This is a genomic window from Roseicyclus sp. (assembly GCF_052168335.1).
GTDB lineage: Bacteria > Pseudomonadota > Alphaproteobacteria > Rhodobacterales > Rhodobacteraceae > Roseibacterium.
Window position 1 is genome coordinate 1 of sequence record NZ_JBQLZP010000537.1, and the last position, 18,496, is coordinate 18,496.

Below are 18,496 nucleotides of genomic sequence, written 5' to 3' on the forward strand. Positions count from 1 at the left end.
TGTAGATGCAGACCTGCTCGCGCATGAAGCCGCCGAAGACGAAGGTGGTGAAGGTCAGGATGCCGATGGTGGAATAGGCCACGAAGGCCGCCTGCCCCGTCACGAGGTCCATGAAGAGCGTCGGCGCGTCGGCGAAGTAGAAGACCCAGGCGCCGCCCGTCGCCACCGCGATCAGAAGCCAGACGATGTACTTCGTGATCCGCAGGCGGATCTTGTTGAAGTCCCAGTTCGACCGCCAGAGCCTGAGGCGCGCGTTGCGATCGCCCTCGATCCAGCGCTCGACGGTGAAGAAGAGATCGGTCCAGACGGTCTGCGGGCAGGCATAGCCGCACCAGACGCGGCCCAGCGCCGAAGTGAACAGGAAGAGGCCGAGGCCCGCCATGATGAGGAGGCCCGCGACGAAATAGAACTCGTGCGGCCAGATCTCGATCCAGAAGAAGAAGAAGCGACGGTTCGCGAGGTCCAGTAGCACGGCCTGGTCGGGCAGGTTCGGGCCGCGATCCCAGCGGATCCAGGGGGTGACGTAGTAGATGCCCAGCGTCACGATCAGGATGGCCCACTTGAGGTTGCGGAAATGGCCCGAGACCCGCTTGGGGAACACGGGTTCACGGGCTGCGTAGAGCTTCTGCGGCTCTTCGGTGGCACTCATGGCGGAATCGCTTTTCTGATCGGATCGTGACTGTTCTGCGCAGGACCGTTTCTAGGGGTCCGGGGGTCGACGCTCCTTGACGTGGATCAACCCTGCCCCCGAGATGGTTTTCAAAGTTAATCAAATCCATGCGGCGCTTGCGCGCATGACCCGAAAACGCGAAGGCGCCCCCGAACCGAAGGCGCCCGCTGACGATCTGCGATGACGGCGGATCAGGTGGTCGGATCGACGAGCCCGCGCGAGATCGCTTCGTCGCGCGCGATCCAGTATTCGTCGTGGTAGGTGTCGAGGGGATGGCCGGAGCCCGGCGGCAGTTCCGAATACTGCTCCATGTTGTTCATGTGTGCGAGGAGGTTCTCGTCCGTGAAACCCGCCATCCAGGTGACGTTGCTCTCGTAGGCGCCGGGGTTGTTCATCTCCCACTGGCCGGCCTGCCAGGGCGCGGCGGCGGCGGCGAAGCTGGTGCTGATCTCGTAATCCTCGAGCGTGGTCTCGACCTCGCCCGAGAGGTTGGCGACGCCGCCCGTCACCACGGCGGTGGTCGCGAGGCCGAGGCTGACGACGGCGGCCGAGATCATCACCCAGTCGACGGTGACGGCGCCGTCTTCGGCGGTTACGAACACATGAACTCGCTTCATCGGTACTTTCTCCTGACCGCGCCCCTCACGCCGTCCTGAAGCACGATCCGGGAGAAATTTGGCCGCGATTCAGGCTTATGCGTTGCGATTTCGGGGTGAACTCCGTCCCGGCGCGCGGCGATTGCCTCGATCCGGCCCGAATGAGCCGGCGAAATCCTGCGCTGAGGGAAGAGGGTGGCACCGGTCCCGTAGGAAACGCGCGAACAGGACCGGGACCGGTGCCGGACCGGCGACCGGGAGGGGCCGCCGGGTCTCCGGACACGGCAGGCCTGTCCCCGCCGCGTCCGCGTGTGGCGGGGCGACCTACTGGCCGCCGCCGAGGCTGTGGACGTAGACGGAGACCGCGCGGACCTCCGCCTCGGCGAGACGGCCCGCCTCGGAGGCGTCGGCCGACCAGGGCGGCATGACGCCGAAGCGCGAGTGGCGAACGGTCTCCTCGATGGCCTCCTCCGATCCGCCGTAGAGCCAGATCGCGTCCGTCAGGTTGGGCGCACCGAGGAACTGGTCGCCGGTCCCGTCGTCCATGTGGCAGGAGGCGCAGTTGTCGTAGAAGACCTGCCCGCCCAGTTCGACCTGCGCGCCGTCATGTTCCTGGCCGGAGATGTTGCGGACGTATTGCACGACCGCGCCGATCTCCTCGTCGGTGAGGATGCCCTCGAAGGCCGTCATCTCCGAGTAGCGGGCCATCGGGTCGTCCTCGTTGCGGATGCCATGGCTGATCGTGACGTGGATGTCGTCGATCGTGCCGCCCCAGAGCCAGTCGTCGTCGAGCAGGTTCGGATAGCCCGAGGCCTGCACGCCCGCCGCGCCCGAGCCATGGCACTGCGAGCACCACGTCGCGAAGGTCGCCGCCCCGCCCTGGATCGCGTAGTTGTAGAGATCCGGGTTGTCGTTGGGGTTGATCGCGGCGAGCTCAACCTCGGTGATCCGCTGGCGGATGTCGGCGTTCATGTCGTTGAAGCGCTCGATGTCCTCGGCCACGTTCGCCCGCGTCGAGAAGCCGAGCACACCGGGCGTCGCCCCGTTGATCAGCGGCCAGGCGGGATAGGCGATGGTATAGCCCACGCCCCAGATGATGGTGGCGTAGAAGGTCCACAGCCACCAGCGCGGCAGCGGGTTGTTGAACTCCTTGATGCCGTCCCAGGAATGGCCCGTCGTGTCGGGGTCACCCTGCAGGAGCTTCTGCTCCTCGGGGTGGTTCTTGTGGTCTTCGATCATTGCCGCGCCTCCTTGAACTGGCGGGACTGCTGGCGGGCGCTCTCGTCGTCACCGGCCGGACGGTCGTCGTAGCGGAACGGGATGTTGGCGGTGTCGCGGTGAACCTCGCGGCTGCCGGGTCGCAGCGTGAAGAGGATCACCCCGAGGAAGGAGAGGAGGAGGAACATCATCCCCCAGCTTCCCGCGAAGACCCGCATGATGGTGTAGGTGTCTTCCATCTGTCAGGCCCTCCCTTACCGGCTCGCCACGGCTTCTTCTTCGGAGAAGGTCGAGAAATCGACCAGCGTTCCGAGCATCTGGAGATAGGCGATCATCGCGTCCATCTCCGTCACCGCCGGGTTGCCGTCGAAGTCCCGCTGCTGCGCGCCCGGATAGCGCTCGACCACGCCGCCGTCGCCGAAATCGGTGGCCTGCTGGATGAAGTCGAGCCGCGCGTTCTCGATCATGTCGTCGGTGTAGGGCACGCCCACCATGCGGTGCGTCCGCATGAGGTCGGCGATGTATTCCCCGTTGATCTCGGTATCCGCGAGGTAGGCATAGGCCGGCATAACGGATTCCGGGACGACCGACTGCGGGTCGATCAGGTGGTCGACGTGCCACTCGTCCGAGTAGCGGCCGCCGACGCGGGCGAGGTCGGGCCCCGTCCGCTTGGAGCCCCACTGGAACGGGTGGTCGTACTGGCTTTCGGCCGCGAGGCTGTAGTGCCCGTAACGCTCCACCTCGTCGCGCATCGGCCGGATCATCTGCGAGTGGCAGACGTAGCAGCCTTCACGGACGTAGATCTCCCGCCCGGCGAGCTCGAGGGGCGAGTAGGGGCGCATGCCGTCCACGTCCTCGATCGTGTTCTCTAGGTAGAAGAGAGGCGCGATCTCGACGATGCCGCCCACGGTGACGACCAGAAAGCTGAGCGTCAGGAGGAGGGTCGCATTCGTTTCGATCTTCTTGTGACCTTCGAGTGCCATCTGTCGGGCCCTCCTTATTCTGCGGGTGCCGCGAAGGGGGCGTCCTTGCGGACGGTGCCCTTCTTCACGGTCATCCAGAGGTTCCAGCACATGATCAGCGCACCGGTCAGGAAGAGCACCCCGCCCAGGCCACGGACCACGTACATCGGGAATTTGGCGGCCACGGTGTCGGCGAAGGAGTTCACGAGGAAGCCCTGCGCATCGACCTCACGCCACATCAGGCCCTCCATGATCCCCGTCACCCACATCGAGGCGGCGTAGAGGACGATGCCGATGGTCGCGAGCCAGTAGTGCCAGGAGACGGCCTTGAGGCTGTAGAGCGCCTGCCGGTTCCACAGTTTCGGGAACAGGTAGTAGAGCATCCCGAAGGTGATCATGCCGTTCCAGCCGAGCGCGCCCGAGTGCACGTGGCCGATCGTCCAGTCCGTGTAGTGGCTGAGCGAGTTGACCGCGCGGATCGACATCATCGGGCCTTCGAAGGTCGACATGCCGTAGAAGGCGACCGAGGTGACCATCATCCGCAGCACGGGGTCGGTGCGGAGCTTGTCCCAGGCCCCCGAGAGGGTCATGAGGCCGTTGATCATGCCGCCCCAGGAGGGCATCCACAGCACGACCGAGAACACCATGCCGAGCGTCGAGGCCCAGTCGGGAAGCGCGGTGTAGTGCAGGTGGTGCGGACCGGCCCAGATGTAGAGGAAGATCAGCGCCCAGAAGTGGATGATCGAGAGCTTGTAGGAATAGACCGGGCGCTCGGCCTGCTTCGGGATGAAGTAGTACATCATCCCCAAGAAACCCGCGGTCAGGAAGAAGCCCACGGCGTTGTGGCCGTACCACCACTGGGTCATGGCGTTCTGCACGCCCGACATCACGGTGACCGAGGCGGAACCGAAGATCGAGACCGGGATCTGCAGGTTGTTCACCACGTGCAGCATGGCCACCGTGACGATGAACGACAGCAGGAACCAGTTCGCCACGTAGATGTGGGGCTCCTTCCGCTTGAAGAGCGTGCCCATGTAGAGCGCGAGGAACGCGACCCAGACGATCGTGAGCCAGAGGTCCGTCAGCCACTCGGGCTCGGCGTATTCCTGGCCCTGCGTCGAGCCGAGGAGGTAGCCCGTCGCGGCCATCACGATGAAGAGCTGGTAGCCCCAGAACACGAACCACGCGAGGTTGCCGCCCCAGAGACGCGCCGCGGAGGTCCGCTGCACGATGTAGAAGCTGGCCGCCAGCAGCGCGTTGCCCCCGAAGGCGAAGATCACCGCCGAGGTGTGAAGCGGACGCAGCCGGCCGAAGTTCAGGTAACCCTGCGCCCATTCGAAGTTGAGCACGGGGAAGGCCAGCTGGAAGGCGATGAAGACGCCCGCCAGGAAGCCGACGACCCCCCAGCCCGCTGTCGCGATGGCCGCGGCCCGGACGGGGCCGTCCATGTATTCGTTGGCCGGGGCCGGCACCCTCGGCTCGTCCATGCGGCGGAGCGTCCAGAGGAAGAGGCCGCCCGCGGACGCCATGATGAGGAGGGCGTGGACCAGGTAGGCCGCGTCCCGGGCGTAGTTGGCGGCGATCGCGGCACAGACCGCGACGACGCCAAGGACCGCCAGCTTCACGTAATCAAGCATTGATCGTCCCTTCGTCATGCCCCGGTTCAAGACGCCCCCGCCACGATTCGGGTGTCGCCAGCCGGAGCTGTTCCATGTGCCTTCAAATCGCGGATGATGCGGACGGGGGCCTTGATCCATGTCAAAAGCCCCGGGCCGGGGGCTTGACGCAGGTCAAGGTGCCGCAGAGGCGTGCGTCCTAAGCAGGAAGCCTACGGCACCGAGGAGGGTTGGATGGCCTACAAGAGCATTCTCACGATCGTCACCGAGACCGACGATGTCGGTCCGGTCGTGGAGGCGGCGATCAGCGTGGCGCAGGCCGCGGATGCGCATCTGGACGTCCTGTGCATCGGCATCGACCGCACGCAGACGGGCTATTATTTCGCCGGCGCGACCGCGCTCATGCACGAGGAGACGCTGGCCCAGGCGCAGGCCGAGGCCACGCGCATCGAGACCGCGGCGCGCGAACAGCTTTCGCGCAGCGATCTGAGCTGGGGGGTCGAGGCGCTGGTGGCGCAATCGGCCTCGGTCACGACGATCGTGGCGCGCCGCGCGCGCTACGCCGATCTCGTGATCCTGCCCAAACCCTATGGCGAAGGGCTGCCCGCGGACGCGCCCGTCGTCGTCGAGGCCGCGATGTTCCAGGGCCACGCCCCTGTCGTGGTCCTCGCGGGCGACACGCCTCCGGTCATCAAGCCGAAGAAGGTGGTCGTGGCCTGGAACGAGTCCGTCGAGGCGATGGAGGCCGTGCGCCGCGCGCTGCCGATCCTCGTGTCCGCCGACCTCGTCTCGGTCTGCATGGTCGCGCCCGAGCGTCATTCGGCGGAGGCCGCGGACCCCGGCGCCGAGCTCTGCCGGATGCTGACCCGGCATGGCGCCGAGGTGGAGGTGACGCTGCTGCCGCAGACGCTGCCCCGCGTAAGCGAGGTCATCGCCCGCCACGTCGAGGACATCGACGCCGACCTCCTGGTGATGGGCGCTTACGGGCACTCCCGCTTCCGCGAGGCGATCCTCGGCGGCGCGACGCGCAACATGCTGGAACACGCCAAGGTACCGGTCTTCATGGCGCACTGAGGCCCGGTCATGGAGACGCCCCGGAGCCGCTCCGGGGCGTTTTCCGTTTCGGGGGCTTTCGAGTCAGCTCAGGATGCCGCCATCCGCGTCGTCGCCGGTCTCGTCCATCAGGAGGTCGAAGTCCGGGATCACGACGTGGCGCTTGCCTTCAAGACGGATCACGCCGTCGCGCTTCAGGCCCGACATCTGGCGGCTGACGGTCTCGAGCGTGAGACCGAGGTAATCCGCCATCGCCTCGCGCGTCAGCGGCAGGTCGAAGGCCACCTCGCCATGCCCGCCGGTGTTGTTGAAGGTCGCGTCGCGCCGCGCGATGATCGACAGGAAGCTCGCGATCTTCTCGCGCGCGGTCTTGCGGCCGAGAAGCAGCATCCACTCCCGCGCCGCGTCCAGTTCGTCGAGCGTCATCTCGAGGAGACGCTGCGCGATGTGCGGCGTTTGGTCCATCAGGTCGAGGAAGGGAACCCGGCGGAAGCAACAGAGTTGAAGGTCCGTCGTCGCGGTCACGTCGTAGGCGACCGATTCGCGATTCGGCCGTCCCAGGAAGTCGGAGGGCAGGAGAAGGCCCACCATCTGCCGCCGCCCGTCCTCCATCGTCTGGGTCAGCGAGGCGACGCCGTAGACGACCGAGGCCACGAAATCCATCTTGTCGCCGGACCAGACGATCGTCTGCCCGGCATCGTAATTCCTGTAATATTTGATAGACTCAAGTTTTTCGAGTTCATCGGTTTCGCACCGGGCGCAGACCGCACGGTGCCGGATCGGACAGTCCGCGCACTCGGCCTGCGGGAACGCCAGCTGCTGCTTGTTCGGCATGTCGTGCTCCTCCCGGCTCGTTAACCTCACTTTGATCCAAATCAAAGTGAGCGCGCGTTCTACCTGTAGTAGTAGTATAATGGAGCACATCACGCAACTTCGCCGCCTGGGTCTTTTCGACGCTAAGGTGCCGCGGTACACGAGTTATCCGCCGGCAACCAAGTTCTCGAACGACGTCACGGGCGCCGTATTCCGGGAGTGGGTGGAGACGATCCCCGAGGGGTCGTCCATCTCGGTCTACGTCCACGTGCCCTTCTGCCGCCGCCTCTGCTGGTTCTGCGCGTGCCGCACGCAGGGAACCCGCTCGGACGAGCCGGTGAGGGCCTATGTCGAAACCCTGAAGCAGGAGGTCGCCAACCTGAAGGCGATCCTGCCCGCGGGCGTCAGGATCGCCCGGCTGCACTGGGGCGGCGGCACGCCGACGCTCATGCAGCCCGCGCAGATGCGCGCGCTCTCCGCCGCGCTCGTCGACGCGATGCCGCTGGCCGAAGGGGCCGAGTTCTCGGTCGAGATCGACCCCAACGAGATCGACGAGCCGCGCCTCGACGCCCTCGCCGCCGCGGGCATGAACCGCGCGTCGATCGGCGTCCAGGACTTCGACGAGGACATCCAGAAGACCATCGGCCGGATCCAGGGCTACGAGGTCACGCGCGACACCGTCGAGGCGCTGCGCGCGCACGGAATCCGCTCGCTCAACGCCGACATCCTCTACGGCCTGCCGCACCAGAACCAGTCGCGGATCGCCGAGAGCGTTCAGATGCTGCTCTCGCTTTCTCCTGACAGGGTGGCACTTTACGGCTATGCGCACGTGCCGTGGATGGCCAAGCGCCAGTCGATGATCCCGACCGAAGCGCTGCCGAGCCCGGAGGAGCGGCTGCACCTCTTCCACACGGCGCGGCGGCTGTTCCTGTGGGACGGCTACGAGGAGATCGGCATCGACCACTTCGCCCGGCCGACGGACTCCATGGCCGTCGCCGCGCGCACTGGGCACCTGCGCCGGAACTTCCAGGGCTACACGGACGACACCTGCGACGTCCTGATCGGTCTCGGCGCCTCGGCAATCTCGCGCTTCCCGCAAGGCTACGCGCAGAACGCCTCGGGCACCGCGCAGTACCAGGCCTCCGTCCGCGAGGGCGAGATGGCGACCGGGCGCGGCCACGTCTTCAAGGGCGAGGACACCTGGCGCGGGCGGATGATCGAGATGCTGCTCTGCACCTTCGCGATCGAGACGGCGCCCTTGGTGGACGAGTTCGGCGTCACGCGCGCGCGGCTCCTGGAGATGTACCGCGAGGCGGAACGCGCCTTCCCGGGCATGGTCGCGATCACCTCCGAGGGCTTCGAGATCACCGAGGAGGGTCGCCCCCTCGCCCGGATGATCGCACGCGCCTTCGACGGCTACGAGATGCGGGCCGAGGGGCACTCGGCCGCGTTCTGAAGACCTGGAATCGCCGCCTCAGGCGGCGGTTCCCGGCACGCTCCCGAAGGCGGCCCTCATCAACTCCCGCGTGTATTCGTGACGCGGGTTGTCGAATAGCGCGTCGGTGTCGCCGCTCTCCACCACGTCGCCCTGCTTCATCACGATCACCTTGTGGCTGAGCGCGCGCACGACCTTCAGGTCGTGGCTGATGAAGAGGTAGGCGAGCCCGTGATCGGCCTGGAGCCGGCGCAGCAGCTCCACGATCTGCACCTGCACCGTCATGTCGAGCGCGCTCGTCGGCTCGTCCAGCACGACGAGCTTGGGGCGCAGGATCATCGCCCGCGCGATGGCGATGCGCTGGCGCTGCCCGCCCGAGAACTCGTGCGGATAACGGTCCATCATGCGCGGATCGAGGCCCACCTCGCTCAGGATCTCGGCCACGCGCTCGCGCCGCTCGCCCTTGGCGACGCCGTGGACGGCGAGACCCTCCGAGACGATCTGCTCCACGGTCATGCGGGGGCTGAGGCTGCCGTAGGGATCCTGGAACACGACCTGCATCTCGCGCCGGATCGAGCGCAGGTCGCGCGACTTCAGCCCCTGGATGTTCCGCCCCATGAACACCACCGGCCCGTCCGAGGAGATGAGGCGCAGCACGGCGAGCGCGAGCGTCGTCTTGCCCGAGCCGCTCTCGCCCACGATGCCGAGCGTCTCGCCCGAGCGGACATGCACGCTCGCCGCGTTCACGGCCTTGACGTGGCCCACGGTCCGGCGGAGGAGCCCGCGCTGGATCGGGAACCAGACCCGCAGCCCGTCGGTCGTGACGATCTCCTGCGCCTGCGCGGGAACGGGATGCGGCGCGCCCCTGGGTTCGGCGGCCAAGAGCTTCTGCGTGTAGGGATGGCGCGGGTCGCGGAAGATGTCGGCGGTCCGCCCCTGCTCGACGATCAGGCCGTCCTTCATGACGCAGACCCGATCCGCGATGCGGCGCACGATGGCGAGGTCGTGGGTGATGAACAGGAGGCTCATGCCCATGTCGCGCTTCAGCTCTGCCAGAAGCTCGAGGATCTGCGCCTGGATCGTCACGTCGAGCGCGGTCGTCGGCTCGTCCGCGATCAGGAGCTTGGGGTCGTTGGCGAGCGCCATGGCGATCATCACGCGCTGCCGCTGCCCGCCCGAAAGCTGGTGGGGATAGGCGCCGAGGCGGCTCTCCGCCTCGCGGATGCCGACGCGCTCGAGCAGCTCGACGATCCGCGCCCGCGCGGCCTGCCCCACGATCCCCTGGTGGAGCGCGAGGCTCTCGGCGATCTGCTTCTCCAGCGTGTGGAGCGGGTTGAGCGAGGTCATCGGCTCCTGGAAGATGAAGCTGATGTCGTTGCCCCGGATGGCGCGCAGATCCGCCTCGGAGGCGTCGACCATCTCCTGTCCGTTGTATTCGACCGATCCGCCGACCTCGGCGGAATCCGCGAGGAGCGACACGGTGGACAGCGCCGTGACCGACTTGCCCGAGCCGCTTTCGCCCACCAGCGCGACCGTCTCGCCCCGGTCGACGTGGAAGGTCACGCCGCGCACGGCCCGCACGAGGCGGTTGCCCTGCCGGAAGGACACCGTGAGGTCGCGGACATCGAGCATGGGCGCGCTCATGTCTTGCGCTCCTCGGCAAGCATGGCGCCGGCCTCCTCGCCCTCCGGTTCGCCGCCCTCGCCCGCACCCGAGAAGGTCTTGCGCGGGTCGAAGGCGTCACGGACGCCCTCGAAGACGAAGACGAGAAGCGAGAGCATGATCGCGAAGGTGAAGAAGGCGGTGAAGGCGAGCCAGGGCGCCTGGAGGTTGTTCTTCGCCTGGAGCGTCATCTCGCCCAGCGACGGCGCCGCCGAGGGCAGGCCGAAGCCGAGGAAGTCTAGCGAGGCGAGCGCCCCGATCGTGCCGGTGACGATGAAGGGCAGGAAGGTCAGCGTCGCGACCATCGCGTTCGGCAGGACGTGGCGATACATGATCACGCCGTTCGACACGCCCAGCGCGCGGGCCGCGCGGACGTATTCGTAATTCCGCGCCCGCAGGAACTCGGCCCGCACCACGCCGACGAGGCCCGTCCACCCGAAGAGGACCATCAGGAACACGAGGAGCCAGAAGTCCATCACGAAGATCGCGGAGATGATGATGATGATGTAGAGGCTGGGGGTCGAGTTCCAGATCTCGATGATCCGCTGGAACACGAGGTCGAGCACGCCGCCGTAATAGCCCTGCGCCGCACCCGCCGCGATGCCGATGACCGAGGTGAGGAAGGTCACGATCAGCGCGAAGCTGACCGAGAGGCGGAAGCCGTAGATCACCCGCGCCAGCACGTCGCGCGCCGTGTCGTCGGTGCCGAGCCAGTGGTTCGCGTCGGGGGGCGAGGGCGCCGCGCGGCCGAGGTCGTTCACCGTGTTGTAGCTGTAGGGAATGAGCGGCCAGATCAGCCAGCCCTGCGCCACCTCCTCGCCCGCGTAGGCGCCGGTCTCCTCGACCTCGGAGATCACCGCCTCGGGCTCGTCCCAGCAGTCCTCGAGGCCGCCCGAGATGATGAGGCACTGCACCTCGATGTCGCGGTAGACGGCTTCCGTCCGGAAGTCGCCGCCGAACGCGGTCTCGGGATAGAAGTTCCAGATCGGCGTGTAGTAGCCGCCCTCGTACTGCACGAGGAGCGGACGGTCGTTGGCGATGACCTCGGCGAAGAGGCTGAGGCCGTAGAGCACCGCGAAGATCCAGAGCGACCAGTAGGCGCGGCGGTTCGCCTTGAAGTTCTGCCAGCGCCGCCGGTTGAGCGGGCTGAGCCAGCCCTTGCGCGGCGGCGGCATGACGATGGGCGGCGTCGGCCGCAGGCCCGGCTCGGGGTCGATGCGGGGGCGGGCGGGATGCGCCTCGTCCTCGGGTCGGGGATCGCGCCAGGCCATCGCTCAGGTCTCCCGCGTCTCGAAGTCGATGCGGGGATCGATCCAGACATACATCAGGTCCGAGATGATGTTCACCAGAAGCCCGATCAGGCCGAAGACGAAGAGCGTGCCGAAGATCACCGGGTAGTCGCGCGTCACCGCCGCCTCGAACGCCAGCCGCCCCAAGCCGTCGAGCGAGAAGATCGTCTCGATGATGAGCGAGCCGCCGAAGAAGACGCCGACGAAAACCGCCGGGAACCCCGCGATCACGATCAGCATGGCGTTGCGGAAGACGTGGCCGTAAAGGACCCGGCTCTCCTTCAGGCCCTTGGCCTTGGCGGTCATGACGTACTGCTTCTTGATCTCGTCGAGGAAGCTGTTCTTCGTCAGCAGCGTCAGCGTCGCGAAGGCCGAGATGGTCGAGGCCAGCACCGGCAGCGTGATGTGCCAGAAGTAGTCGCCGATCTTGCCGAGAAGGCTCAGGTCCTCCCAGTTGTCGGAGGTGAGGCCCCGGAGCGGGAAGATCTGGAAATACGATCCGCCCGCGAAGAGCACGAGGAGCAGGATCGCGAAGAGAAAGCCCGGGATCGCGTAGGCGACGATGATGACGCCGGAGGTGACGGTGTCGAAGCGCGTTCCGTCCCGCACCGCCTTGCGGATGCCGAGCGGGATCGAGACGAGGTAGGCGATGACCGTCGACCACAGGCCCAGGGTGATCGAGACCGGCAGCTTCTCGATCACCAGGTCGATGACCGAGATGGAGCGGAAGTAGCTCTCCCCGAAGTCGAAGCGCATGTAGTCCCACATCATCAGGCCGAAGCGCTCGAGCGCGGGGATGTCCTCGGCCACGCATTCCTCGGCGCGGAGCGACGGGCGCCCGGTGAACCCTTCCTCGCAGACAATGCGGGCGAAGTTGAACTGCACGCGCAGCTCGTCGAGGAACTGCGGCGGCAGGCCCCGCGCGCCCTGATAGCTGTCGTCGATCTCCGCCGCGCCGCCGGCCTCGTTGCCGCCGCCCGAAATCCCGGCGAAGGCGTCGCCCTCGCCCTCGAGCTGGGCGAGCACCTGCTCGATCGGGCCGCCCGGCACGAACTGGGTCAGCGCGAAGTTGATCACCATGATCCCGAGCAGCGTCGGGATCATGAGCGCGAGGCGTCTGAGGATATAGGCGCCCATACCGGGTTAAAGCACGCCCTGCTCGCGGAGTTCCGCCTCGGCCTCGGGATCGACCCACCAGATGTCGAGGAAACCGATGCCGTAGGGCGGCAGCGGCTCGGGGTGCTCGTAGTGGGTGTAGTAGGCGACCCAGGCACTGTCGTTGAACCACTGGGGCACGCGGATACGCTGGGCGCGCAGCACGCGGTCGAGCGCGCGGGTGGCGACCTCCATCTCCTCGCGCGTCTCGGCGCGGATCACTGTCTCCAGCAGGCGGTCGATGCCCGGATCGGCAAGGCCCGCCACGTTGAACAGCGACTCGTCCGCACCGAGCGTGCCGAAGTACTGGCGCAGGCTCGAGCCCGGCTCGTAGCTCATCGGGAAGTGGTCGGTCAGGATGTCGAAGTCGGCGTCGCGCTGCCGCTGGCTCATCTGGGCGCCGTCCACACGGCTCATCCGCGCGTCGATGCCGATGGCGCGCAGGTTCTCGACGTAGGGGTTGATGATCCGGTCGAAGAGGGGACCGGCGTTCAGGAACTCGACCTCGAGCGTCTGTCCCGCCTCGTTGCGGAGCATTCCGTCCGCCCCCGGCGTCCAGCCCGCCTCCTCGAGGAGACGCGTGGCACGGCGCGCCTGGCCGCGATCGAAGGCGCGGTCGGGGTCGGAGGGCGGCGTCGCGAAGGGCTCCTCGGTGAAGACCTCCTCGGGGATCTCGCCGCGCAGCGGCTCGAGCACGGCCAGCTCCTCCGGCGGCGGCAGCCCCTCGGCCTCGAGATGCGTGTTCTCCCAGAAGCTGTCGATCGGCGAATAGAGCCCGTAGAACAGCGTCTGGTTGGTCCATTCGAAGTTGAACATCAGCGCGATGGCCTCGCGCACGCGGGGGTCCTGGAACTTCTCGCGGCGGAGGTTGAAGACGAAGCTCTGCCCGCTCGCGATCAGGCCCTGCGGGATCGTCTCGCGCACGACGATGCCCTGCTGGAGGCGCGGGAAATCGTAGCTGTTGGCCCAGTTCTGCGACGAGTTCTCCTGCCGGAACAGGTAGTTGCCGGCGGTGAAGCCCTCGAAGGCCGCGATCGCGTCGGCGTAGTATTCGACGCGGATCGAGTCGAAGTTGTGCCGGCCGCGGTTGATCGGCAGGTCGTTGCCCCAGTAGTCGCGGTTGCGGACGAACACGGTGGACCGGCCGGGATCGACGCTGCCGAGCACGTAGGGCGCCGAGCCGACCAGAGGCTCGAGCCGGCTTTCGGAGAACTCGAGCCCGCTCGCCTCGTGGCTCGCGCGGCTGAAGACCGGCAGGCCGCCCGCCGCCTCGATCCGCCCGCGCACCTGGCTCTCGGGGTTGAAGTTGAAGCGGATGCGCCGCTCGTCCAGCACCTCGGCCCCCGCGATGGTCAGCGGGATGTTGGCGCGGAACGAGGGCAGGCCCTCGTCGCGCAGGATCTCGTAGGAAAAGAGGACATCGTCCGCCGTGACCGGCGTTCCGTCCGAGAACCGCGCCTCCGGGTGGATCGTGAAGATCACGTAGGACTTGTCCTCGGGGAAGGCCATGCTCTCGCAGAGCAGGCAGTAGGACTGCCCGATCGTGTCGAGCGTGCCCTCGAGCATCGACTCGAAGAAGATCGAGGACAGGACCGCCGCGTTGCCCTGGTTGGTGTAGGGATGCATCGAATCGAACGATCCACCCGCGCTCGACCAGCTCATCGACATCTCGCCGCCCTGGGGCGCATCGGGATTGACGTAGGCGAGATGCTCGAAATCCGCGGGATAGGTCAGGTCCGCCTGCCCGAAGGTCGCGACGCCGTGGGTCACGATCAGGTTCTCGTCCTGCGCGGCGGCGGGAAGGACGCTCACCGCCCAGACGAGCGCAGCGCCGAGAAGCGGCAGCGCGGCGAGGCGGGCGAGGCGCGTGCCGTCCGAAACGGCGACGGCAGCGGTGGCGGGGCGGCGATGGGGCATCGGGGTCTCCAGGGCTCGTCCGTTGCGACACCCACACATGTGGGCCGGATCACGTTAGAGACCAGCCCCCACGCCGTTCAAGTTGAGATTGCGTGATCGGCCGCGAGCGACATTCCACATGAACGGAAAGGGCCGCCTCGACGGGCGGCCCCGTGCTCCTGCCGCGACCGGTGGAGCGGGTCAGTGAAACGTGTCGAGATAGGCGATCAGGTTCGCGCGGTCCTCGACATCGCGCATGCCCGAGTAGGCCATCGCCGTGCCGGGTGCGTAGCCGCGGGGATTCTCGATGAAGGCCGAGAGGTTCTCGGGCGTCCACTCGCCGCCCATGGAGGCCAGCGCGTCCGAATAGTTGAAGCCCTGAGCCGCTGCCTTCGCGCGGTTCACGACGCCGTGGAGGTAGGGGCCGACGCCGTTCTGCCCGGCCTCGAGCGCGTGGCAGGCCTGGCACTGGCGCCAAAGGCGCTCGCCCGCGGCCGCATCGGCGGCGGCGTAGACGTCCGCGAAGGCGACCTCGACGACCTCTTCGGCGGCTTCGTCGCCGCCTTCGTCGTCCTGGATGATGACGTAGCCGCGCGCATGGTCCTCGCCATGGCCGCCCACGGAATAGAGGCTGTCTGCGAACCAGTTCCCGAGCAGGAAGATCAGGAGGGCCCCGCACAGCGCGCCGAAGGCCTTGGTCACGGTCATCGTATCAAGCATGGCTTACCCACTCGTGTCGCGATTTCGCGGGTATGTATGGTGTTTCTTCCGGGAGAGGCAAGGTGTAGGGAGCGCGACGAAACGCCCAACCGCAAGGGATGGTTCCGCCATGACGAACCGCATCGCCTTCCAGGGAGAGCCCGGCGCCTACTCGCACCAGGCCTGCCACGCCGCACGTCCGGGACTGGAGGCGCTGCCCTGTCCGACCTTCGAGGCGGTGATCGACGCCGTGCGCGAGGGCCGCGCGGACCAGGCCATGCTGCCTGTCGAGAACACGACCTACGGGCGCGTCGCGGACATCCACCGCCTGCTGCCGCAGTCCGGGCTGCACATCGTCGACGAGGCCTTCGTGCGCGTGCACATCAACCTGCTCGGCGTGGCGGGATCGACGCTCGCGGATGTGCGGGAGGCATGGTCGCTCCTCGTCCTCCTGCCGCAATGCGCGCGTTTCCTGCGCGAGCACGGGATCCAGGGCCGCGTCAGCACCGACAACGCCCGCGCCGCCCGCGACGTGGCGGAATGGGGCGACCGGTCGAAGGCCGCGCTGGCATCCGAACTCGCCGCCGAGATCTACGGGCTCGACATCCTCGCCCGTCACATCGAGGACCACGACACCAACACGACGCGGTTCCTCATCATGGCGCGCGAGCCCGACATGACGCGGCGCGCCGACCACATGATGACGACATTCGTCTTCCGCGTCCGCAACATCCCCGCCGCGCTCTACAAGGCGATGGGCGGCTTCGCCACGAACGGCGTGAACATGACCAAGCTCGAGAGCTACATGGTCGACGGCTCCTTCACCGCGACGCAGTTCTACGCCGATATCGAGGGGCATCCCGACGACCCGGCGGTGCAGCGCGCGCTGGAGGAGCTGGACTATTTCACGAGTTACCTGAAGGTTCTGGGCACCTACCCCGCCGATCACCTGCGGGACTGAGCCCCGAGAGATGACCGACCGAGCGCCGCCGCCCCTGCCCCAGATCAACCCGCTGCGCGGCATCGCGCTCAAGGTCGCCTCGGTCTGCGTCTTCGTCGCGATGTCGGCGATCATCAAGGCGACCTCGGACGAGGTGCCGCCGGGACAGGCCGTGTTCTTCCGCTCGCTCTTCGCGGTACCGGTGATCCTGGTCTGGCTGGCGATGCGGCACGAACTGCACACGGGTCTGCGGACGAAGGACCCGATGGCGCATGTCTGGCGCGGCCTCGTGGGGGCTTCGGCAATGGGCCTCAGCTTTGCGGGTCTCGGCCTCCTGCCGCTGCCGGAAGTGACGGCGATCGGCTACGCCGCGCCGATCCTCGTCGTGATCTTCGCGGCCATGTTTCTCGGCGAGCAGGTTCGCGCCTTCCGCCTCAGCATGGTGGCCCTCGGCCTCGTGGGCGTTCTCGTCGTGCTGTCACCGCGCCTCGGCGTCGATCCCGCGACCGCGGGCACGGGCGAGACGCTGGGCGCGGTCGTGGTCCTTCTCGCCGCGATCTGCGCGGCGCTCGCGCAGGTCTTCGTGCGCAAGATGGTGCAGACAGAGAGCACCTCCGCCATCGTCTTCTACTTCTCTTTGACGGCGACGGCGCTGTCGCTTCTGACGATACCCTGGGGCTGGACGCTGCCGCCGCTCTGGGCGCTCGGCCTCCTGATCCTCGCGGGGCTGATGGGCGGCGTGGGTCAGATCCTGCTGACCTCGTCCTACCGCCACGCCGATGCCTCGCTCATCGCGCCCTTCGAATACACCTCGATGCTGCTCGCCATCGTCGTGGGCTACACCGTGTTCTCCGAGGTGCCGAGCGGCACGATGCTGATCGGGGCGGGCATGATCGTGACGGCGGGCGTCCTCATCATCTGGCGCGAGCGCCAGCTCGGCATCGAACGCGCGCGCCAGCGCAAGGCGGGGCCGACACAGCCCTAGCGCGCCGGATTCCGGGCCTGCCAGTCCCGCTCAACCGCCTGTCCCTGCCGCACGACGGCGCCCTCGAGGCGCTGCATCACACGGCGGCGCGCGACCTTCAGCGTCTGGAGGAGCAGACGGGCGGAAAGGGTCGAGGCCCGCAGCTCCAGCATCACCGAGACGCGCGTGAGCGAGGGCGACAGGGGGATCAGCGTGGTCTCGTAGGTGCTCGCCATGCCGCCCACGCGGCATTCGACGATGCAGGTCTCTCCGGGAACGAAGGTGGCGATCCGCGCCTCGATCGGCCGGGTCTTGCCGCGGACCGCGACCGATCCGCGCCACGCCGCGCCGAGCTGCGGGCTCCGCCAGTCGCCGACGCGCACGAGGTCGGCGCCGCGGCCCCGCGCCTCGGCCTCGACGGCGGAGAAGTCGGTGAACCCTGCCCAGACGCGGTCGGCCGGCGCCTCGATGTCGTCCGAAACCCTGAGCTTCACCCTGGCCTCCCCGCGAACCTACCCGTCCTGTCGTGGCGGCAAAGCGCCCAGGTGGTCAAGCCTGTCGGACAGCCAGGCCTGCATGAGGAAGTGCGCGATGGCCCCCTTCCGCGCCCCGGCGATGTCGGGATGGCGGCCCATGAAGACCTCCAGCATCTCGGAGCGCGTCACCCAGCGCGCGTCCTCCAACTCCTTCGGGTCGATCTCGATGCGCGTCGTCGCGGCGATGCCGTGGCAGCCGAGCATCAGCGAGGCGGGAAAAGGCCAGGGCTGGCTGGCGAGGTAGCGGACTTCGCCCACGACGACGCCCGCCTCCTCCAGCACCTCGCGGCGCACGGCGGCCTCCACGGTCTCGCCCGGCTCGACGAAGCCGGCGAGCAGCGAATACATCCGCTCGGGCCAGCCCGGCGAGCGCCCGACCAGCACGCTGTCGCCATGGGTCACGAGCATGATCACGACGGGGTCGGTACGCGGGAAATGGCCGGCCCCGCAGGCGGGGCAGCGGCGCTGCCAGCCCGCCTCGGCGGGGTCGCTGCGCGCACCGCAGCGGGCGCAGAACCCGTGCGTCGCGTGCCACTGGAGTAGGCCGCGGGCGGTCGCGGCCAGTTCCGCATCGCGGGGCGAGAGCGCGGCCATGATGCCGCGCAGCTCGGCGAATCCGGCCTGCGGCTCCGAGGGATGACGCTGGACGCTGCGGTCGATGAAGGCGCCGACCTGCGCCTCGTCCACGTCGTCGGGCACCCAACCCGAGACATCGACCGCGAAGAGCGGCGCGCCCTCCCCCCCGAGCCCGAGGAAGATCGGCGCCTCGTCCGCCTCCGCGAGGATCGGGTGCGCGCGCGGCCGGAAGGCGAGACGCACCGGCCCGTCGCCCTCCTGCGTCACCAGCGGCTTGCCGCGCCAGACCGGGAGGATTCCGGCCCCCCGGCCGAGCGCCGCCTCGAGCGCGTCCGCGTCGGACCGCAGGTGTGCCGCCCTGTCGAGGGCCGACCCCCCGAAGACGACCGTGCTCGCGTCGCGCATTCCGATGCCCC

Annotated in this window: 18 protein-coding genes; 4 read left to right on the forward strand and 14 right to left on the reverse strand. The window is 67.8% G+C overall.

The genetic code is table 11. The features are described from left to right. The 6 genes from ACTS11_RS16410 to ccoN all read right to left on the reverse strand — a co-directional run. Positions 1–649: 4Fe-4S binding protein (locus tag ACTS11_RS16410; RefSeq protein ID WP_442641375.1), on the reverse strand; the 649-nt coding region annotated here is incomplete at its 3' end. Positions 650–861: 212 nt separating this feature from the next. After that, positions 862–1,287, reverse strand: coding sequence for a hypothetical protein (locus ACTS11_RS16415; protein WP_442641376.1), 426 nt, complete (start codon positions 1,285–1,287; stop codon positions 862–864). A 303-nt stretch (positions 1,288–1,590) separates the two neighbouring features. Further along, positions 1,591–2,505 (reverse strand): cytochrome-c oxidase, cbb3-type subunit III, encoded by a 915-nt coding sequence (gene ccoP / locus ACTS11_RS16420; RefSeq protein ID WP_442641377.1) that lies wholly within the window; start codon positions 2,503–2,505, stop codon positions 1,591–1,593. Beyond that, entirely contained in the window at positions 2,502–2,723 is a 222-nt protein-coding gene (locus ACTS11_RS16425; protein WP_442641378.1) for a cbb3-type cytochrome c oxidase subunit 3, read from the reverse strand. Before ACTS11_RS16425 ends, ccoP begins: the two co-directional genes overlap by 4 nt. Positions 2,724–2,738: 15 nt before the next feature. Next, positions 2,739–3,467 carry a cytochrome-c oxidase, cbb3-type subunit II gene (gene ccoO / locus ACTS11_RS16430; RefSeq protein WP_442641379.1) on the reverse strand — a complete coding sequence of 243 codons (729 nt, stop codon included), beginning with the start codon at positions 3,465–3,467 and terminating at the stop codon, positions 2,739–2,741. A gap of 14 nt (positions 3,468–3,481) precedes the next feature. Continuing rightward, entirely contained in the window at positions 3,482–5,083 is a 1,602-nt protein-coding gene (ccoN, locus tag ACTS11_RS16435) for a cytochrome-c oxidase, cbb3-type subunit I (protein ID WP_442641380.1), read from the reverse strand. 213 nt (positions 5,084–5,296) lie between these two features. Here ccoN and ACTS11_RS16440 point away from each other — a divergent pair, with 213 nt between their 5' ends. Then, positions 5,297–6,136: a universal stress protein gene (locus ACTS11_RS16440; RefSeq protein WP_442641381.1), complete on the forward strand. Its 840-nt coding sequence runs from the start codon at positions 5,297–5,299 to the stop codon at positions 6,134–6,136. Between the two features lie 63 nt (positions 6,137–6,199). Here the strand turns inward: ACTS11_RS16440 and fnrL are convergent, their stop codons facing one another. Next, positions 6,200–6,949 carry a transcriptional regulator FnrL gene (gene fnrL, locus ACTS11_RS16445; protein ID WP_442641382.1) on the reverse strand — a complete coding sequence of 250 codons (750 nt, stop codon included), beginning with the start codon at positions 6,947–6,949 and terminating at the stop codon, positions 6,200–6,202. A gap of 79 nt (positions 6,950–7,028) precedes the next feature. Here fnrL and hemN point away from each other — a divergent pair, with 79 nt between their 5' ends. Continuing rightward, positions 7,029–8,384, forward strand: coding sequence for an oxygen-independent coproporphyrinogen III oxidase (hemN, locus tag ACTS11_RS16450; RefSeq protein WP_442641390.1), 1,356 nt, complete (start codon positions 7,029–7,031; stop codon positions 8,382–8,384). A gap of 18 nt (positions 8,385–8,402) precedes the next feature. On the opposite strand, the gene ACTS11_RS16455 is transcribed toward hemN, so the two are convergent. The 5 genes from ACTS11_RS16455 to ACTS11_RS16475 form a co-directional block, all read right to left on the reverse strand. After that, positions 8,403–10,007 carry an ABC transporter ATP-binding protein gene (locus ACTS11_RS16455; protein ID WP_442641383.1) on the reverse strand — a complete coding sequence of 535 codons (1,605 nt, stop codon included), beginning with the start codon at positions 10,005–10,007 and terminating at the stop codon, positions 8,403–8,405. After that, the gene (locus tag ACTS11_RS16460) at positions 10,004–11,200 is read right to left on the reverse strand and encodes an ABC transporter permease (protein WP_442641391.1); all 1,197 of its coding nucleotides are present in this window, start codon (positions 11,198–11,200) and stop codon (positions 10,004–10,006) included. Before ACTS11_RS16460 ends, ACTS11_RS16455 begins: the two co-directional genes overlap by 4 nt. 99 nt (positions 11,201–11,299) lie before the next feature. Continuing rightward, positions 11,300–12,451, reverse strand: a complete 1,152-nt coding sequence (locus ACTS11_RS16465) for a microcin C ABC transporter permease YejB (protein ID WP_442641384.1) — start codon at positions 12,449–12,451, stop codon at positions 11,300–11,302. 6 nt (positions 12,452–12,457) lie between these two features. Further along, positions 12,458–14,386, reverse strand: a complete 1,929-nt coding sequence (locus ACTS11_RS16470; protein WP_442641385.1) for an extracellular solute-binding protein — start codon at positions 14,384–14,386, stop codon at positions 12,458–12,460. A gap of 180 nt (positions 14,387–14,566) precedes the next feature. Beyond that, positions 14,567–15,085, reverse strand: coding sequence for a c-type cytochrome (locus ACTS11_RS16475; RefSeq protein ID WP_442641386.1), 519 nt, complete (start codon positions 15,083–15,085; stop codon positions 14,567–14,569). Between the two features lie 109 nt (positions 15,086–15,194). Here ACTS11_RS16475 and ACTS11_RS16480 point away from each other — a divergent pair, with 109 nt between their 5' ends. Together ACTS11_RS16480 and ACTS11_RS16485 are read left to right on the forward strand one after the other, a co-directional pair. Then, on the forward strand, positions 15,195–16,025 hold the full coding sequence (locus ACTS11_RS16480; RefSeq protein ID WP_442641387.1) for a prephenate dehydratase: 831 nt from the start codon (positions 15,195–15,197) through the stop codon (positions 16,023–16,025). 10 nt (positions 16,026–16,035) lie between these two features. Continuing rightward, complete coding sequence (locus ACTS11_RS16485) at positions 16,036–16,989, forward strand: DMT family transporter (protein ID WP_442641388.1); 954 nt, start codon at positions 16,036–16,038, stop codon at positions 16,987–16,989. On the opposite strand, the gene ACTS11_RS16490 is transcribed toward ACTS11_RS16485, so the two are convergent. Next, a complete protein-coding gene (locus ACTS11_RS16490; RefSeq protein WP_442641389.1) occupies positions 16,986–17,462 on the reverse strand; it encodes a hypothetical protein in 477 nt (158 codons plus the stop codon). The two genes, ACTS11_RS16485 and ACTS11_RS16490, sit on opposite strands and share 4 nt — an antisense overlap. 18 nt (positions 17,463–17,480) lie before the next feature. Continuing rightward, positions 17,481–18,485 (reverse strand): NAD(+) diphosphatase, encoded by a 1,005-nt coding sequence (gene nudC, locus ACTS11_RS16495; RefSeq protein WP_442641392.1) that lies wholly within the window; start codon positions 18,483–18,485, stop codon positions 17,481–17,483. Between the last annotated feature and the right edge of the window lie 11 nt (positions 18,486–18,496).

Coding starts and splice junctions, on each gene's coding strand:
- ACTS11_RS16470 (WP_442641385.1), bottom strand. CDS start 14,386: ATGCCCCATCGCCGCCCCGCCACCGCTGCCGTCGCCGTTTCGGACGGC.
- ACTS11_RS16465 (WP_442641384.1), bottom strand. CDS start 12,451: ATGGGCGCCTATATCCTCAGACGCCTCGCGCTCATGATCCCGACGCTG.
- ACTS11_RS16460 (WP_442641391.1), bottom strand. CDS start 11,200: ATGCCGCCGCCGCGCAAGGGCTGGCTCAGCCCGCTCAACCGGCGGCGC.
- ccoN (WP_442641380.1), bottom strand. CDS start 5,083: ATGCTTGATTACGTGAAGCTGGCGGTCCTTGGCGTCGTCGCGGTCTGT.
- ACTS11_RS16485 (WP_442641388.1), top strand. CDS start 16,036: ATGACCGACCGAGCGCCGCCGCCCCTGCCCCAGATCAACCCGCTGCGC.
- ACTS11_RS16425 (WP_442641378.1), bottom strand. CDS start 2,723: ATGGAAGACACCTACACCATCATGCGGGTCTTCGCGGGAAGCTGGGGG.
- ACTS11_RS16480 (WP_442641387.1), top strand. CDS start 15,195: ATGACGAACCGCATCGCCTTCCAGGGAGAGCCCGGCGCCTACTCGCAC.
- nudC (WP_442641392.1), bottom strand. CDS start 18,485: ATGCGCGACGCGAGCACGGTCGTCTTCGGGGGGTCGGCCCTCGACAGG.
- ACTS11_RS16415 (WP_442641376.1), bottom strand. CDS start 1,287: ATGAAGCGAGTTCATGTGTTCGTAACCGCCGAAGACGGCGCCGTCACC.
- ccoO (WP_442641379.1), bottom strand. CDS start 3,467: ATGGCACTCGAAGGTCACAAGAAGATCGAAACGAATGCGACCCTCCTC.
- ACTS11_RS16475 (WP_442641386.1), bottom strand. CDS start 15,085: ATGCTTGATACGATGACCGTGACCAAGGCCTTCGGCGCGCTGTGCGGG.
- hemN (WP_442641390.1), top strand. CDS start 7,029: ATGGAGCACATCACGCAACTTCGCCGCCTGGGTCTTTTCGACGCTAAG.
- fnrL (WP_442641382.1), bottom strand. CDS start 6,949: ATGCCGAACAAGCAGCAGCTGGCGTTCCCGCAGGCCGAGTGCGCGGAC.
- ACTS11_RS16440 (WP_442641381.1), top strand. CDS start 5,297: ATGGCCTACAAGAGCATTCTCACGATCGTCACCGAGACCGACGATGTC.
- ccoP (WP_442641377.1), bottom strand. CDS start 2,505: ATGATCGAAGACCACAAGAACCACCCCGAGGAGCAGAAGCTCCTGCAG.
- ACTS11_RS16455 (WP_442641383.1), bottom strand. CDS start 10,007: ATGAGCGCGCCCATGCTCGATGTCCGCGACCTCACGGTGTCCTTCCGG.